The 16,054-nt window shown below is 71.1% G+C and carries 13 protein-coding genes and 1 pseudogene; 3 read left to right on the top strand and 11 right to left on the bottom strand.

Going from position 1 to position 16,054, the window contains the following annotated elements; all coding sequences use genetic code 11:
• Nucleotides 1–59 precede the first annotated feature (59 nt).
• Nucleotides 60–2,714, bottom strand: a pseudogene (locus tag EAD98_RS23450) (nitrate- and nitrite sensing domain-containing protein); the annotation flags it as partial.
• Between the two features lie 502 nt (nucleotides 2,715–3,216).
• Here EAD98_RS23450 and EAD98_RS31665 point away from each other — a divergent pair.
• Nucleotides 3,217–3,510, top strand: coding sequence for a hypothetical protein (locus EAD98_RS31665; protein WP_233578316.1), 294 nt, complete (start codon nucleotides 3,217–3,219; stop codon nucleotides 3,508–3,510).
• Nucleotides 3,511–3,514: 4 nt separating this feature from the next.
• Here EAD98_RS31665 and EAD98_RS23440 read toward each other — a convergent pair whose 3' ends face one another.
• Both EAD98_RS23440 and EAD98_RS23435 read right to left on the bottom strand, forming a co-directional pair.
• Nucleotides 3,515–4,594: an adenosine deaminase gene (locus EAD98_RS23440; protein WP_121656170.1), complete on the bottom strand. Its 1,080-nt coding sequence runs from the start codon at nucleotides 4,592–4,594 to the stop codon at nucleotides 3,515–3,517.
• Between the two features lie 53 nt (nucleotides 4,595–4,647).
• Complete coding sequence (locus EAD98_RS23435) at nucleotides 4,648–5,064, bottom strand: PPOX class F420-dependent oxidoreductase (protein WP_121656169.1); 417 nt, start codon at nucleotides 5,062–5,064, stop codon at nucleotides 4,648–4,650.
• A gap of 57 nt (nucleotides 5,065–5,121) precedes the next feature.
• Between EAD98_RS23435 and EAD98_RS23430 the strand changes: the two genes are divergently transcribed.
• Together EAD98_RS23430 and EAD98_RS23425 are read left to right on the top strand one after the other, a co-directional pair.
• Complete coding sequence (locus EAD98_RS23430) at nucleotides 5,122–5,619, top strand: MarR family winged helix-turn-helix transcriptional regulator (protein WP_121656168.1); 498 nt, start codon at nucleotides 5,122–5,124, stop codon at nucleotides 5,617–5,619.
• Between the two features lies 1 nt (nucleotide 5,620).
• Nucleotides 5,621–6,643 (top strand): putative RNA methyltransferase, encoded by a 1,023-nt coding sequence (locus EAD98_RS23425; protein ID WP_121656167.1) that lies wholly within the window; start codon nucleotides 5,621–5,623, stop codon nucleotides 6,641–6,643.
• Nucleotides 6,644–6,645: 2 nt separating this feature from the next.
• Here the strand turns inward: EAD98_RS23425 and EAD98_RS23420 are convergent, their stop codons facing one another.
• The 8 genes from EAD98_RS23420 to EAD98_RS23385 form a co-directional block, all read right to left on the bottom strand.
• Nucleotides 6,646–7,326: a DUF4272 domain-containing protein gene (locus EAD98_RS23420; RefSeq protein WP_121656166.1), complete on the bottom strand. Its 681-nt coding sequence runs from the start codon at nucleotides 7,324–7,326 to the stop codon at nucleotides 6,646–6,648.
• Between the two features lie 111 nt (nucleotides 7,327–7,437).
• A complete protein-coding gene (locus EAD98_RS23415; RefSeq protein WP_121656165.1) occupies nucleotides 7,438–8,721 on the bottom strand; it encodes a thymidine phosphorylase in 1,284 nt (427 codons plus the stop codon).
• A 133-nt stretch (nucleotides 8,722–8,854) separates the two neighbouring features.
• Nucleotides 8,855–9,565, bottom strand: coding sequence for a cytidine deaminase (locus EAD98_RS23410; RefSeq protein ID WP_121656164.1), 711 nt, complete (start codon nucleotides 9,563–9,565; stop codon nucleotides 8,855–8,857).
• Between the two features lie 77 nt (nucleotides 9,566–9,642).
• Nucleotides 9,643–10,923 carry an ABC transporter permease gene (locus EAD98_RS23405; RefSeq protein WP_121656163.1) on the bottom strand — a complete coding sequence of 427 codons (1,281 nt, stop codon included), beginning with the start codon at nucleotides 10,921–10,923 and terminating at the stop codon, nucleotides 9,643–9,645.
• A gap of 3 nt (nucleotides 10,924–10,926) precedes the next feature.
• Complete coding sequence (locus EAD98_RS23400) at nucleotides 10,927–12,285, bottom strand: ABC transporter permease (RefSeq protein WP_121656162.1); 1,359 nt, start codon at nucleotides 12,283–12,285, stop codon at nucleotides 10,927–10,929.
• On the bottom strand, nucleotides 12,282–14,027 hold the full coding sequence (locus EAD98_RS23395) for an ABC transporter ATP-binding protein (RefSeq protein ID WP_233583937.1): 1,746 nt from the start codon (nucleotides 14,025–14,027) through the stop codon (nucleotides 12,282–12,284). The genes EAD98_RS23400 and EAD98_RS23395 overlap by 4 nt, the downstream gene beginning before the upstream one ends.
• Before the next feature lie 52 nt (nucleotides 14,028–14,079).
• Nucleotides 14,080–15,147 carry a BMP family protein gene (locus tag EAD98_RS23390; RefSeq protein WP_121656161.1) on the bottom strand — a complete coding sequence of 356 codons (1,068 nt, stop codon included), beginning with the start codon at nucleotides 15,145–15,147 and terminating at the stop codon, nucleotides 14,080–14,082.
• 277 nt (nucleotides 15,148–15,424) lie between these two features.
• Complete coding sequence (locus EAD98_RS23385; protein ID WP_121656172.1) at nucleotides 15,425–15,772, bottom strand: hypothetical protein; 348 nt, start codon at nucleotides 15,770–15,772, stop codon at nucleotides 15,425–15,427.
• Nucleotides 15,773–16,054: the final 282 nt, after the last annotated feature.

Raw genomic sequence — 16,054 nt, 5'->3', positions numbered from 1 at the left:
TGCGATAGTCGGCAGCGTCAGATGTGTATAAGAGGCAGGTACGGCTGATTCGATGCCGGCGGCGCCGAGTACGGCTGACTCGATGCCGGCGGCGCCGAGTACGGCTGACCGGCCGGCGGGGCCGAATAGGGCTGACCGGCCGGCGGAGCGGAGTACGGGTGCCCGGCCGGCGGAGCCGAGTACGGCTGCGCGGAGGACGGGGCGGCCGAGACCGGCGGACCGGCGTACGGCGCACCCGAGTAGGGCTGCGCGGAGTACGGCTGGCCGGAGGCCGGCGAGGCGGAGACCGGTGCGCCGGAGTAGGGCTGCGCGGAGACCGGAGGCGGCGAGTACGGGTGCGCCTCGGGGCTGCTGGGCAGCTGCCGCGGAATGGCCGGCTGCTGACCCGCGTCCGGAGTGTCGTCGCCGGAGCGGCGCTGCGGCAGCGGGTCGATCGGCTGGCCGTTGGCCGTGCGCGGGGTGAACCCGTCACCGCCGTTCGTGCCCGCCGCACCGGTGAGGTCCGACCAGGCCGGCATCGAACGGTACGCACCGGTGTTGGCAGGAGTGCCGGCGCCGTTGCGCGATGCCGGGTCGAACGGACGACCGCCGAGGGTGACCTGGTTGCCGGACTCGCTCGGGCGGGGGCCGTTGCCCAGTGCGGGCAGCGCGCCGAAGGCCGGCACCGGGCCGTTGTGCTGCGGGCCACCGGCCGCGGGCAGCGCCGGCGGCTGCTGCACACGGCCGGAGAGCGCCCGGGGCACCAGCACCGAGGTGGGCAGGGTCACGTCGGCGACCGTGCCACGGTCACCGCCGGGGCGCAGCTCGACCCGCACCCCGTGCCGGGACGCCAGCCGGGCGACCACGACCAGGCCCATCATCCGGGACACTGCCACGTCCACCTGCGGTGGCGTCGCGAGACGCTCGTTGAGCTCGTTCAGCTGGTCGTTGCTGATGCCGATGCCGCGGTCCTCGACGTAGAGCGAGGCGCGGTCGCCGACCCGGCGGGCCTCGACCATCACCTGCGAGTCCGGCGGCGAGAACGCGGTCGCGTTGTCGAACAGCTCGGCGACGAGGTGCACCAGGTCGTTGACCGCGTGCGCGGCGACCTCGATGTCCCGGTCGATGACACCGAACTCGATGCGGGTGTAGTGCTCGACCTCGGACTGCGCGGCGCGCAGCACGTCGATGAGCGCCGCCGGCTCGCGCTGCACGCGGGTGGAGTCCGCGCCGGCGAGCACGAGCAGGTTCTCGTCGTTGCGGCGCATCCGGGTGGCCAGGTGGTCGAGCTGGAACAGCTCGGCCAGCCGGTCCGGGTCCTCCTCGCCGCGCTCCAGCCGGTCGAGGTGCCCGATGAGGCGGTCGACCAGGATCTGCGAACGGCGGGCCAGGTTGACGAACATGGTCGCGACGGAGGCGCGCAGCGCCGCCTGCTCGGCGGCCGTCCGGACGGCTTCCAGGTGGACGGCGTTGAACGCCTCGGTCACCTGACCGAACTCGTCCTTGCTGCGGACCGGGAGCGGCTCGGCGATCTGGTTGGCCAGCTGCACCGGGGAGAGCTGCCCGACGACCTGCGGGTCCCGCAGTCGGGCCACCGCCTGCGGCAGGCCGTACTGGGCGACGGAGAGCGCGCCCTGCCGCAGCTCACGCAGCGAGCGGGCCATCGAGCGGGCGACCAGGTAGGCGAAGAGGATGGCCAGCAGCAGCATGCTGAGCAGCAGGCCGGTCTCCAGGAACACCTGACGCTGGACGTCGGAGCGCAGGTTGTCGGCCTCGGCGACCACGTCGCGGTCGAGCCTCGTCTCGACGGTGCGGATCAGCTTGGCGTTGGCCGTCATGGCCGAGTCCCACTGGTCCGGACCGAAGATCGCGCCGCGCATGTCGCCGGTGGTGTTGCCGTCCATCCAGCCGATGTAGTTCTGCGCCTCGCGGCGGTCACCGCCGGCGATCGTCTGGTCGTGGAACGCAACCTCTTCGGGGGTGGCGACGGCCTTGAAACTCTGCTCCGCCTGCTGCTGGCCGGTGCCGCTGGCGATGTAGTCGGTGCGCAGCACCGGGGTCAGCCGCTTCTGGTCCAACGCGCGGTGCACGACGACCCGGCGTACGGAGAGGAACTCCTTCTCCCGGGCGACGGCCGCGGCAGCTCGCATCCGGTCGCTCAGCTCGTTGTCACCGGCGAGTTGGGTGGCCGACTCACGGATGGCGAGCAGCCTGTTGATCAGGCCCTCGTACGCCTGGACGGTCTCGGTGAGCTTGAGCTTGCTGTTGAACACCTGGCTGCGGGCGCCCGGCAGGTCCTTCAGGTCCTGGTCGATCTGGTCGAGCAGGCCCTCCAGGCTGGCTGGCAGGTCCTCGATCTCGGCCCGCTGTTGCAGGTAGGGGCCCTTCGCCTGGTCGACCCGGGTGTTCACCCGGTTGAAGGCCTCCTGGTACTGCGCCTTCGGCTGCAGCCCGTCCGCCGCCGACAGCAGCACGGCGGCGGTCCGCTCATCCTGAAGCGTGTCGACCAGGTCACCTGAGTAGCTCGACAGGTTGGCCAGGTCGCCAGCTCGGTTGGCATTGTTGAGCGTCTCCAGGTGGTCGACCAGACCACTGGTGCCCACCACGACCGTGGCGATGGTCGGCACGATCATGATGAGACCGAGCTTGGACCAGATCGGCATGTCCCGGAGCCGGCTGGCCGGCCGGCGCAGCCGCGACAGGAAGGAGCCCGCCGTCTTTGGCCGTTTGCTCACGTCACCGCCCTCGCGATTACAGCTTGAACGTGTTGCCCCGGGCAACGCCCAGCGTCCGACCCGGCGGGTCGGACCCCCGAGATTCCATCACGCCGCCCGGCAAGAAGAAAGCCCAGGTTGTCACCCGCCGAAGGTGTGATGAGATGTTGATGCGATTTGATAGCAGTCCGTCTGGTCGGAGTAACTGAAGGTAATGAAACATCCGCACCGCGTTGTCCTGCTCGCCGGCCCTTCTGGCTCCGGAAAGTCGTACATAGCGCAGCAAACCGGGTTGCCAGTGCTCTGCCTGGACGACTTCTACAAAGACGGCGATGACCCTACGTTGCCGCTACGAAACGGCCAGGTGGATTGGGAATCACCCGAGTCGTGGGACGCCCTGACCGCGGTGGAAACGATTGCTCGACTGGCGCGTGAGGGCCGAGCCGATGTGCCGGTTTATGCGATCGGCGCGGATCGAAGGGTGGCCACCCGGCCATTTGACGTCGCCGGATCGCCAATTTTCGTGGCTGAAGGGATCTTCGCCGCCGAGATCGTCGAGGAATGTCGTCGTCGGGGGCTGCTCGCCGGCGCGTACGCGCTGCGCCGTCCGCGCGGGGCGACCTTCGTCCGCCGGCTGGCCCGCGACCTGTCCGAGCAGCGCAAGGCGCCGCGGGTGCTGGTCCGGCGCGGGGTGGCGCTGCTGCGCGCGGAGCCTGCGGTGCTGCGCCGACAGACCGGGCTGGGTGCGGAGGCTGCCCGGGCCCGGGAGGTGCTGCGGCGGGTGGCCAGCCTGCTCGCCGGCCACCCGCACGACTGAGCACTCAGGCCAGCAGCTTCGCGTACGCCGGCTTGATCACCTCATCGATGATCCGCAGCCGCTCGTCGAACGGGATGAAGGCGCTCTTCATCGCGTTGATGGTGAACCACTGCAACTCCCGCCAGCCGTAGCCGAACGTCTCCACCAGCAGGGCCATCTCCCGGGACATCGACGTGCCGCTCATCAGCCGGTTGTCGGTGTTGACGGTGACCCGGAACCGCAGGTCCCGCAGCAGGCCGATCGGGTGGTCCGCGATCGAGTCCACGGCTCCGGTCTGCACGTTCGACGACGGGCACAGCTCCAGCGGGATCCGCTTGTCCCGGACGTACGCGGCCAGCCGGCCGAGCACCGGCACGCTGCCGGGGGTGATGTCGTCCACGATCCGCACCCCGTGGCCGAGCCGGTCCGCGCCGCACCACTGGATGGCCTGCCAGATCGACGGCAGGCCGAACGCCTCGCCGGCGTGGATGGTGAAGTGGAAGTTCTCCCGCTGGAGATACTCGAAGGCGTCCAGGTGCCGGGTGGGTGGGAAACCCGCCTCGGCGCCGGCGATGTCGAAGCCCACCACCCCCGAGTCCCGGTGCCGCACCGCCAGCTCGGCGATCTCCTGCGAGCGGGCCGCGTGCCGCATCGCGGTGAGCAGGGTGCCCACCCGGATGCTCAGGCCCGCCTCGACGGCCTGCGCGGTGCCCTCGGCGAAGCCGGCCAGCACCGCCTCGACCACCTCGTCCAGGCTCAGGTCGCGTTCCAGGTGCTGCTCCGGGGCGAACCGCACCTCGGCGTAGACCACCCCGTCGGCGGCCAGGTCCAGCGCGCACTCGCGGGCCACCCGGCGCAGCGCCGGCGCGGTCTGCATGACCGCCACGGTGTGCGCGAACGTCTCCAGGTAGCGCTCCAGCGAGCCGGAGTCGGCCGCGTCGACGAACCAGCGCCCCAACGCCTCCGGGTCGGTGGTGGGCAGTTCGTGACCCACCTCCGCGGCCAGCTCGACGATCGTGGCCGGCCGCAGCCCACCGTCGAGGTGGTCGTGCAGCAGCGCCTTCGGGACCTTGACGATGTCCTCGTACCGGATAGTTGCGACCATGCTCAGACCCTAGTCAGCGGCCCCGGGGGACCGGCACCGGACCGGCCGGGGTGTCACGGCCGCCAGCCGTACACCCGGTGCACGTGGAGGCGGATGACGAGCCGCCCGTCGGCGACCATGGCGGCGCGGTAGTCCGCCCAGTCCGGGTGCTCGCCGCGAATCCGCCGGTAGACCTCGACCAGCTCGTCGACCGTCGCGTCGGCGGTGGCCGCGGCCGGCTCGGTGAGGGTCACGGTCCCGTCGGCGACCGCGTACGCGCCACCATCCGGCGTGGTCACGTGGAAGCTGGCCCGGGGATCGCGGCGCAGGTTGCGCACCTTCGCCCGATCTCCCGTGGTGGAGCAGCGGATCAGCCCCGGCTCGGCCAGGTAGTCGAGGTTGGACAGCTGGGGTCGGCCGTCCCGGCGCAGGGTGACCAGCGCCCCGCGTCCCCGTTCGCCGAACAGCTCCCACAGGCGGTTGGTTGACATGTCACCGACCCTAGGGGCGAATAGATGACATGTCAACGAAACGGCTAGACTGGACGCATGGACGCACCACGGTGGCTGGACGAACGGGAGGACCGCGCCTGGCGTGGCTACCGCCGGATGCGTCGACTGCTCGACCTGGAGCTGGCCCGCGAGCTGACCCAGGACGCCGGCCTCTCCGAGCCGGACTACGACGTGCTCTCCGACCTCTCCGAGACGCCGCAGGGGCGGCTGCGCCTCAGCGAGCTGGCGGACAGGATGCTGTGGTCGCGCAGCCGGCTCTCGCACCACTTGAGCCGGATGCAGCAGCGCGGCCTGGTGACCCGCGAGGAGTGCGCCGACGATGCCCGCGGCTCCATCGTCGTGCTCACCCAGGCGGGCCGGCAGGCCATCGAGTCGGCCGCCCCCGGCCACGTGGCCGCCGTCCGGCGGCACCTGATCGACCTGCTCACGCCGGCGGAGATCGACGCGCTCGGCGCGCTCACGCACCGGGTGGTCGACCACCTCGCCGGCCCCGAGCCCCGGGCCGCCCGCCCGCAGCCCGAACCGGCGGCCTGACGTGGACCCCCGCATTCTCGACCGGCTGCGCTGCCCGGTCTGCGGCGAGCCGCTGGCCGAGGTGACCGCCGGCACCGCCCGGGCGCTGCGCTGCCCGCGCCGGCACAGCTTCGACATCGCCCGACAGGGGTACGTCAACCTGCTCCCCGGACGCGCCCCGCACGCCGGCGACAGCGCCGAGATGGTCGCCGCCCGGGCGGACTTCCTCGCCGCGGGGCACTACGACGTCATTTCGGACGCCCTCGCCGCCGCCGCGACGGACGCCGCCGGCCGGCACCGCGCGGCGGCCGCCACGCATCCGCGACCTGCCCCGTCCGCCCTTCGCTCTGCGTCAACCGACGCAACGGGTCCCGAGCAGAACTGGCGCGTGGAGGTAAGCAGAGCAAAGGACACCACAGAGGACCCGACGGCAGAGGTACGCGTTGAGCCACCGACGGCCGACGTCGAGGCGTACCCCCTGGTGGTGGACGCCGGCGCCGGCACCGGCCGGTACCTCGGCGCGGTGCTGGCGGCGCTGCCGGACGCCGTGGGTCTGGCCCTGGACGTCTCCAAGCCGGCGCTGCGCCGCGCGGCCCGGGCGCATCCCCGAGCGGCCGCCGCGCTCGCCGACACCTGGCAGCGACTGCCGCTCGCCGACGCCTCGACCTCCGTGCTGCTGAACGTCTTCGCCCCGCGCAACGGCGCGGAGTTCCACCGGGTGCTCGACCCGGCCGGCACGTTGCTGGTGGTCACCCCCGCCGCCGACCACCTCGCCGAACTGGTGGCCGCCCTCGACCTGCTGCGGGTGGACCCGGACAAGGCCGACCGGGTGACCGACAGCCTGGGCGGGCACTTCACCACGGTCAGCTCAGCCGTACACCGGGCGGAGCTGGCGCTGACCCGGCCGGAGGTTGCCACCCTGGTCGGGATGGGCCCCAGCGCATGGCACACCGACCCGGCCGCTCTCGCCGCCCGGCTGGCCGCGCTGCCCGAACCGGTCCGGGTCACCGTGGCCGTCCGGCTCGACGTCCAGCGACCCCGCTGAGGTCAGGTGGAGAGGTCGACCTCTTCCCAGCCGGGCGGCTCGTCGTGGTACGGCCCGCGCAGGATCACCGCCCACTCCAGCGCCCAGCGCCGCTGCCCGATGGCGTTCGCGTCGACCAGCCCGGGCAGCGACCGCCCGACCCGCTCGGTCTCCAGGTAGGCCCAGTCCAGGCAGTAGTGCAGATCGAGCAGGGCGGCCGCGTCGGCCGGATGCTGCGGCGCCGTGAGGATCCGGGACCGCCAGCGCGGGAACGTCTCCCCGTCGGCGATGTGCGGCAGCCGCTCGACCAGCCGCTCGTCCACGGCCAGGGTCGGGTCCAGCTGCTTGCTCAGCCCGAGCACCCAGGCCAGCGCGTAGAGCGCGTCGTGGTGCAGCACGAACGAGCGGTGGTCGCCCCTGCCCCCGATCACGAACTGCCACTCCGGCGGGGTCACCATCTCCATCAGGTGCGAGCCGAGCAGCCAGCTCATCGCCGCCTGCGGCGGCATTCCGAAGCAGCGGGCCAGGATCAGGTGCAAAACGGCGATCCGCGCCTCGATCTCCGGCGTGGGCCGCAGCTCGATCTTGTCACCCGGCTCCCAGACGAGCGGGAACTGGGACGGGGGCAACGGCAGGCCGAGCCGGGACAGCTCGTCCAGGCTCGCCTCGCGCACCTCGCGTGGGTCGGGGGCAGGTACGGTCACGGCGCATTTTCCTGTCTGCTCGCGACGGCTCAAGGCCGGCTATCCCCCCTTGGCCTGCGAGAATAGCGCTCCCTGGTGACCGGCACCACGCCGCCCCGACCCCTGGTCCGGTCAGCCGATCCGCTCGATGACCAGCGGCGTCGGCACCGGCGCGGTCGGCGCGATCCGCACCGCGCGAGCGGCCTCCGCGAGCGCCGCCGGGATCCGCGCCCGGTCCTCGGCACGCAGCTCGTAGAGGGCGTCACCGGCCCGCACCGGATCGCCGGGACGCTTGTGCAGCACCACCCCGGCCGGCACGCTGACCGGGTCCTCCTTGCGGGCCCGGCCCGCGCCGAGCCGCCAGGCCGCCACCCCCATGGCGTACGCGTCGACGGCCGCCACGTGCCCGTCCTGCTCCGCGCGAACCACCTCGACCTCCGGGGCCGCCGGCATCGGCGCGTCCGGGTCGCCGCCCTGCGCGCGGATCATGGCCCGCCAGGAGTCCATCGCCCGGCCGTCCCGCAGCGCCGCCGCCGGGTCGGCGTCCGGCAGACCGGCGGCGTCGAGCATCTCCCGCGCCAGGGCCAGCGTCAGCTCCACCACGTCGGCCGGTCCGCCGCCGGCCAGCACCTCGACCGACTCGGTCACCTCGACCGCGTTGCCGATGGCCAGGCCGAGCGGGGTGGACATGTCGGTGAGCAGCGCGACCGTCCGCACACCGTGCGCACCGCCCAGCTCGACCATGGTGCGGGCCAGCTCACGTGCCTGGTCGACGGACTTCATGAAGGCGCCCGAGCCGACCTTGACGTCGAGGACCAGCGCGCCGGTGCCCTCGGCGATCTTCTTGCTCATGATCGAGCTGGCGATCAGCGGGATCGCCTCCACGGTGCCGGTCACGTCGCGCAGCGCGTACAGCTTGCGGTCGGCGGGGGCGAGCCCGGCGCCGGCCGCGCAGATCACCGCGCCGACGTCGCCGAGCTGGCTGATGAACTCGTCGTTGCTCAGCGCGGCCCGCCAGCCGGGGATGGACTCCAACTTGTCCAGCGTGCCGCCGGTGTGCCCGAGACCCCGGCCGCTCAACTGCGGGACGGCCGCGCCGCACGCCGCCACCAACGGGGTGAGCGGCAGAGTGATCTTGTCGCCGACGCCGCCGGTGGAGTGCTTGTCGACCGTCGGGCGGCGGACCGCCGAGAGATCCAGCCGCTCACCGCTGGCGATCATCGCGGCGGTCCACCGGGCGATCTCCGGGCCGGTCATGCCGTTGAGCAGGATCGCCATGGCCAGCGCGGACATCTGCTCGTCGGCGACCACGCCCCGGGTGTACGCGTCCATCACCCAGTCGATCTGCGCGTCCGACAGCACACCCCCGTCCCGCTTCACCCGAATGACGTCAACAGCAGCAAAACCACTACTCATCAGAAGATCTTCCTAGTCGTAAGGCACCAACCGAGCCGCAGACGTGGACCACCGGGTCTCCGTCCGACCTCGCCCGACCCGCGGAGCCCGGCCACGGCGGGCCGGGGCCCCAAACCGCAACCACAGAGCAGCCTCAGCCAGCAGACCAGCGCACCGGGATCTCCGCAGGCGGCTCACCCTCACCGGCCCAGAAGATGGTGCCGGTCGCGTCCACCACCACGACCCGGGGCGTCCGGGCCATCCCCCAGGTGATCGCTTCCGCCGGGTCGTCCCAGCTCGGAGCCTCCTCCAGCACCCCGGTCTCGGCGCCGGCGTCGTCCCCGGCCGACCGCTCCCAGTACGCCGTCCAGACCTGCTGCCCGGCGGACATGTCCGGGTGCACGAAGACCGTGCCGCGCCCGCGCCAGGCGGCCAGCCGCTCCGGGACCACCGGCACCGGCGTCTCCCCGGTCACCGCTTCCAGGTCCTCCACGCCGAAGGCGTGCGGCAGCAGCTCGGCCATCCGCAGCGGGCGGCCCTTGGTCTCGATCAGGCACTCCGGGCCGCCGTGCTCCCAGAGCAGCTGCCGGCACCGGCCACACGGCATCAACGGCTCACCCGTGGCGTCGACGCAGGAGAGCGCGACGAGGCGACCGCCCCCGGTGGCGTGCAGGCTGGAGACCACACCGCACTCGGCGCAGAGGGTCACCCCGTACGCGGCGTTCTCCACGTTGCAGCCGACCACCACGCGGCCGTCGTCGACGAGCGCGGCCGCACCGACCGGGAACGTCGAGTACGGCGCGTACGCGTGCCGCATCGCGTCCGTGGCGGCGGCGCGCAACCGCGCCCAGTCGATCTCAGTCATCCCATCATTCTGCCGCACCGGCATCGTGGCCTGCGGCGGCGGGACCATGTCGGCCCCGCCGCGTCGGCGCCCGGGCGTCAGCCCTTGATGTACGGCTTGCCGTCGGCGGCCGGCGCCCGGACCCGGCCGACGAGCCCGGCCACCGCCAGGATCGTCGCCAGGTAGGGCAGCATGGCCAGGAACTGGCTGGGAATCACGCTGTTGATCGCGCCCAGGTAGGTGGCGAGCTGGTCGGCGAAGCCGAAGAAGAGCGCGGCGAGCAGCGCGCCGGTCGGGTTCCACCGCCCGAAGATCAGCGCGGCCAGCGCGATGAAGCCCTTACCGCCGATCATGTTCTTGGTGAAGGAGTAGAGCGCGAGGGTGTAGGACGCGCCGCCGATGCCGGCGACCACACCGGCGAGCAGCACGTTGCGGTAGCGCACCCGCAGCACCTTGACGCCGAGCGTGTCGGCGGCGGTCGGGTGCTCACCGACCGAGCGGGTCCGCAGCCCCCACCGGGTACGGAACAGCCCGATGTGGATCACCAGCACCAGGAGCAGGCCGAGGTAGAGGAAGATGTTGCCGCGGAACAGCGCCGGGCCGAGCACCGGGATGTCCTCGAGCAGCGGAATGTTCCAGTTGCCGAAGCGGGGCGCGCTGTTGTACTTCGTCGCGTCGGTCTGCATCAGGCGCTCGTAGAGGAAGCCGGTGACGCCGACCGCCAGCAGGTTCAGCACGATGCCGATGACCACCTGGTCGACCAGGTAGCGGATGGCGAAGACGGCCAGCAGCAGCGAGATGAACGCGCCACCGATGGCGGCGGCGACCAGGCCCACCCAGACGTTGCCGGAGAGGCTGCCGAACAGCGCGCCGCTGAACGCGCCCATCAGCAACTGCCCCTCGATGGCCACGTTGACCACGCCGGACCGCTCGCAGAGCACCCCGGCGAGCGCACCGAAGATCAGCGGCAGGGCCAGGATGAACGTGCCCCGGATGATGTTGACCAGCGGCATGAAGTTCTGCCCGGTCGGCGCGGCGGAGACCTGCCAGCAGAGGAAGGAGAGCACGAAGCCGACCAGCCCGACACCGAGCACGGTGACGAACCACCGCTTCGGCACCCCGGCGACCAGCGCCGCACCGGCGGCGATCGCGATGATCCCGAACAGGATCGCCCCGATCGTGCCGTTGATCTCCAGCGCGGCGCCGGCCGCGTCGTCGCTGAGCGTGAAACGGGCCTGCTGGTCGGTGGCGAGCGCACCGAAGAGCACCGCCGCGAGCAGGCCGAGCGCCAGCAGCACGAGGCCGACCTTGCGGTTCCGGGTCCAGAAGCCCTCGTCGACCGGGGCGACCGCGACGTCGGGGACAGCCATGGTGGACATGAGTTACCAGCCCTTCGCCAGGCTCGTCTGCAACCGGGCGGCCCGTGCGGCCCGGAGCTGGAAGATCGCTTTCACCAGGGCGGGTGCGGCGATGAAGATGACGATCAGCGCCTGGAGCACGGTCACCAGCTCCAGCGAGATCCCCGAGTACGACTGCATCCGGTTGCCGCCGGCCTGGAGCGCCCCGAACAGCAGCGCGGCCAGCAGCACCCCCCAGGGCTTCACCCGGCCGAGCAGCGCCACCAGGATGCCGTCGAAGCCGATCTGCGCGACCACCAGCGGGGTCAACGCGCTGGCGGTGGAGCCGAGCACCATGTTCGAGCCGCCGAGGCCGGCCAGGATCCCGGAGAAGACCATGATCAGGGTGTACGTCCGGGTGACACTGATGCCCGCGGTGCGGGCAGCGTCCGGGTTGGCGCCGACCGCGCGCAGCTCGAAGCCGAGCGTGGACCGGTTGAGCAGCCAGGCGACCCCCCAGGTGGCCAGCACGGCGATCAGGATGCCGGCGTGCACCCGCAGGTTGTCACCGAGCAGCCGAGGCAGCTGGGCGGACGTGTCCACCGCCTTGCTGATCGCGTCGGGACGGGTCGGGTCCTGCACCCCGTTCTGCACGATGAGCCAGGTGAGGAAGTACGTGGCGACGTAGTTGAGCATGATCGTGTTGATCACCTCGTGCGCGCCGGCGCGGGCCTTGAGGATGCCCGGGATGAAGCCCCAGATCGCCCCGCCCAGGGCGCCGGCCAGCACCGCCACCAGCAGGTGCAGGCCGGGCGGCAGGGGCAGCAGGAAGCCGGCCAGCGCGGCCAGGATCACGCCGACGGTGGCCTGACCCTGCGCACCGATGTTGAACAGGCCGCCGCGGAAGGCCAGCGCCACCGCCAGGCCGGTGAAGACCAGCGGGGCCGTGTAGGTGAGCGTCTCGGAGATCGGCGCGAGCACGGCCTGCCAGCCGTTGTCGCCGTTCAGCCAGCCGCTGAACGCCTCCGGGTCGAAGACCGAGCCCTTGAACAGGTTCGCGTACGCCTCACTCACCAGCGTCCAGCTCGAGTTGAGCGCGTCGGACGGGCGGGAGGTGATGTAGGAGTAGGTGGAGAGCACCTCGGGATCCGAGATGATCATCAGCACCGCGCCGACCACGATCGCCAGCACCAGCGACAGCAGGGTCACCGTGAAGGTGTTGGCCGCCCAGAGGTTGTCCAGGAACATTCGGCCCAGGTTGGGCTTCGGCTCCGAGTCGGGCGCCGACCGGCCCGGCGTCGACGGCTCGGCCCGTTCGGTGTTCCCGAGGGCGGTCTGCGCGGCCTGCGCCTCGCTCGCCGGTTCCTTGTCCGGCGAGCCGGACTGCGGGTTGGGGTCGCTCATGCCTCGTCCTCGCTCGCGGAGCCTGCGTCGCTCGCCGGGCCCCCGTCGGTGGCCGCGCCGCCGGTCGGCGCGGCGTCGGCGCGCTCGGAGACCGCGTCCGGGCTGATGCCGGCCATCAGCAGGCCGATCTCCTCGCGCGGGGTGTCCGGGCCGACGATGCCGATGATCCGGCCGCGGTACATCACCGCGATCCGGTCAGCCAGCCCAATCACCTCGTCCAGTTCGCTGGAGACCACCATGACGGCGGTACCGATGTCCCGCTCGCGGATGATCCGGCTGTGGATGAACTCGATCGACCCGACGTCGACGCCGCGGGTCGGCTGGGCGGCGATGAAGAGCTTCAGTGGCCGGGACAGCTCCCGGGCCACGATCACCTTCTGCTGGTTGCCGCCGGAGAGGGTACCCACCGCCGCGTCGGCCGAGGAGGTGCGTACGTCGAACTGCTCGATCCGCTCCTTCGCCGACGCTGCGATCGCATCCGGCTTGAGCGCGAGCCCGGCGCCGAACGGCGGCCGGTCGTAGATGTCCAGCACCAGGTTCTCCGCGACGCTGAACTCCTTGACCAGGCCGTCCACGCTGCGGTCCTCGGGCACGTAGCCGACGCCGGCGCGGAGCACCTTCTTGGTCGTCCAGCCGTCGATCCGGTCGCCGCCCAGGCTGACCGTGCCGGCGAGTACCGGGCGCAGGCCCATGATCGCCTCGATCAGCTCGGTCTGGCCGTTGCCCTGCACGCCCGCCACGCCGAGCACCTCGCCCGCGCGTACGGTCAGGTCCACGCCGTCGACCGCCCGGACCTGGCGGTCGTCGTCCACGACCAGCCCGGCCACTTCCAGCATCGGCTCGCCCGGCGTGGCGGTGCCCTTGTCCACGGTGAGCCGGACGCTGCGCCCCACCATCAGCGCGGCCAGCTCGTCGCGGCTGGCCTCCGGCGACGCGGTGCCGACGGTCTTCCCCCGCCGAATCACGGTGATCCGGTCGGCGATCGCCTTGACCTCGCCGAGCTTGTGGGTGATGAAGACGATCGACTTGCCGGCGGCCTTCAGGGACCGCATGACCGTCAGCAGTTCCTCGGTCTCCTGCGGGGTGAGCACCGCGGTCGGCTCGTCCAGGATGAGCAGGTCGACGTCGCGGGTGAGCGCCTTGACGATCTCGACGCGCTGCTGGATGCCGACCGGCAGGTCCTCGATCACCGCGTCCGGGTCGACCCGCAGGTTGTAGCGCTCGGACACCTCGGCGACCTCGCGCCGGGCACGCCGCCGGTCCAGGAAGCCGGCGATGCCGCCCCGGACCTGCTCGGCGCCGAGCATGATGTTCTCGGTGACGGTGAAGACCGGCACCAGCATGAAGTGCTGGTGCACCATGCCGATCCCGGCCGCGATCGCGTCGGACGGGCCCTTCAGCTTCAGCGGCTTGCCGTCGACCAGGATCTCGCCCTCGTCGGGCTGGTAGAGCCCGTAGAGCACGTTCATCAGGGTCGACTTGCCCGCGCCGTTCTCGCCGAGCAGGGCGTGAATCTCTCCAGGCTCCACCGTCAGGTCGATGTGGTCGTTGGCGACCAGATCACCGAATCGCTTGGTGATGCCGCGCAGTTCGAGTCTCAGCGCAACCTCCTGGAGTGCGAGCGATGGTGCAGCGTAGCTGCCGTTGACCGGGCCGGACCGACCCGGTCGACGTGGCGCGCGATCGGCCGCTCCGGCGCCGAGGGTGGTCACCCGCGGCGCCGGAGCGGCCGGATCGGTCATACCTGTCCCCCGCCGACCCTCCGATGATCTCACCGGAGGGGTCGGCCGGTCGTCACTTGGTCGGCTGTGCCTGCGAGGTGACGGTGATGGTGCCGGCGGCGATGTCCGCCTTGATCTTGTCGACCTCGGCCTTCAGCTCGGCCGGAACCTTGCTGTCGAAGTCGTGGTACGGGGCGATCGAGACACCGTTGTTGGCCAGGGTGCCGACGAAGCCCGGCTTGGCCGGCAGCTTGTCGCCGGCGGCGGCCTTCACCACGGCCTCCTTGACGGCCTCCGGGATGTTCTTGACCACGGTGGTGATGATCGCCGAGCAGTCCGGGGTGCTCTCGCAGCCGTCGACGTCCACCCAGATGGTGCTGTACTTGCCACCCGAGGCCTTGGCCGCGGCGGTGGTGCCGAGGCCGGAGCCGCCGGCGACCGGCATGATGATGTCCGCACCCTGGGCGACCAGCGCGTCGGAGACCTTCTTGCCCTCGTCCTGCTTGGCGAAGTCGTTGGTGAAGGAGCCCTTCTGGGTCGCCTTGTCCCAGCCGAGCGCCTGGATGCTCTTCTTCTTCGTGGTGTTGTAGTACGTCACGCCGTCGACGAAGCCGTCCATGAAGATGGTCACCGGCGGGATCGGCAGGGCGCCGTAGGTGGCCACCTTGCCGCTCTTGGTCAGCCCGGCGGCCAGGTAGCCCGCCTGGAACGCGGCCTGGGCGGTGTCGAACTGCATCGGGTAGATGTTGTCCAAACCCGGGTTGGCGTCGACGATGCCGAACTCCTGGTTCGGGTTCGCGGCAGCGATCTTCTTGGTGGCGTCCGACATCAGGCCACCGACGGCCAGGATGAAGTCGCACTTCTGGTTGACGTACTGCGTCAGGTTCGGCTCGTAGTCGGCCTCGGCCTTCGACGCGACGTACTTGATGTCGATGTTGTCGTTGGCGGCCTTGGCCTCCTGCAGGCCCTTCCAGGCCGAAGCGTTGAACGACTTGTCGTCGATGCCGCCGACGTCGGTCACCATGCAGGCGCTGAACTTCTTGGCGCCACTGCCGGCGTTGTTGTCATCCTCGGGGGCCTCGCCACACGCGGCGGCGCTGAGCACGAGCCCACCCACCGCGAAGATCGAGGCGATCCGCATCCCACGCACCGAGCGCAAGACGTCTCCTTCCCATTGCACACCGCGCCTAGTGCGGTGGCAGCCCATCAGCCGACCTGCGGTGTGCCGCCGGCTGTCCCACGTTACGGACGGGAGCGTACGCCCGCGCCCACCCACCGGCCGACAATCGTGCACGACTGTTGAGCGCCTGTTACCCGGGTGTAACCCTTGGGTGGGGCAAGTCACTCTTCGTGCTGGTAGGCGAGCACCCGAGGCGTCACGAACGTCCGTTTTTCAGGGGCGGCCCCCTCCCCGGACGTTACCGCCAAAAGACCGCGACCGCCGCGTTGACCAGCGTCAGGCCGACGATCGCGAGGAAGCGGCCGCGATTGACCACGTCCCGCTTCCGGGAGAAGAAGACCATGACGAAGATCAGCAGCGCGATCACCAACTTCGTCACAAGCTTCGCCGGCGCCGGCGCCGGCTCGTCTCCGTCGCGCAGCGGAGCGGAGAGGCCGAGCCCGGTCAGCAGTTGGATCACCGCACCCCAGAGCATGGCCGAGTTGATCCGTAGCCGGCCGCTGACGTACTGGGCGATCGAGCCGCCGAGCAGCAGGGCGAACCCGATCAGATGGACGTAGAGAAGGATGGGTCTGAGAGCTTCCACGGTCGCCATACTCCCCTAAGAACGACGGATCGTAGTAGACGTCGGATCAGCCCATGCCTAAAGCCACCCGCTCGAACCTGGCCCGCCAGGGTCGCCCACAATCGGGGTTCAGCAGAAGGCTTCGCCTGGCGAGGCGTGCTTCCAAGAACGTCACTAGCAGTGCCGAGCCAGCACCGTCGAAGGAGTTAACGATCGCAGCAGAGGTTTCCGTGTGCTCCGACCAGTGACACACCCTGGTGCGCCACCGGCTCCGGCATCGGGAATCTTCAAAAGCGGGTTGCC

This window comes from Micromonospora sp. CV4 (assembly GCF_003667455.1).
In the GTDB taxonomy this organism is placed as follows: Bacteria; Actinomycetota; Actinomycetes; order Mycobacteriales; family Micromonosporaceae; genus Micromonospora.
The sequence above is the reverse complement of the archived record's forward strand: the minus strand, read 5'-3'. Positions and strand labels throughout refer to the sequence as shown.

Coding starts and splice junctions, on each gene's coding strand:
- EAD98_RS23405 (WP_121656163.1), bottom strand. CDS start 10,923: ATGTCCACCATGGCTGTCCCCGACGTCGCGGTCGCCCCGGTCGACGAG.
- EAD98_RS23415 (WP_121656165.1), bottom strand. CDS start 8,721: ATGAGTAGTGGTTTTGCTGCTGTTGACGTCATTCGGGTGAAGCGGGAC.
- EAD98_RS23435 (WP_121656169.1), bottom strand. CDS start 5,064: ATGTCAACCAACCGCCTGTGGGAGCTGTTCGGCGAACGGGGACGCGGG.
- EAD98_RS23390 (WP_121656161.1), bottom strand. CDS start 15,147: ATGCGGATCGCCTCGATCTTCGCGGTGGGTGGGCTCGTGCTCAGCGCC.
- EAD98_RS23410 (WP_121656164.1), bottom strand. CDS start 9,565: ATGACTGAGATCGACTGGGCGCGGTTGCGCGCCGCCGCCACGGACGCG.
- EAD98_RS23395 (WP_233583937.1), bottom strand. CDS start 14,027: ATGACCGATCCGGCCGCTCCGGCGCCGCGGGTGACCACCCTCGGCGCC.
- EAD98_RS23430 (WP_121656168.1), top strand. CDS start 5,122: ATGGACGCACCACGGTGGCTGGACGAACGGGAGGACCGCGCCTGGCGT.
- EAD98_RS23440 (WP_121656170.1), bottom strand. CDS start 4,594: ATGGTCGCAACTATCCGGTACGAGGACATCGTCAAGGTCCCGAAGGCG.
- EAD98_RS23400 (WP_121656162.1), bottom strand. CDS start 12,285: ATGAGCGACCCCAACCCGCAGTCCGGCTCGCCGGACAAGGAACCGGCG.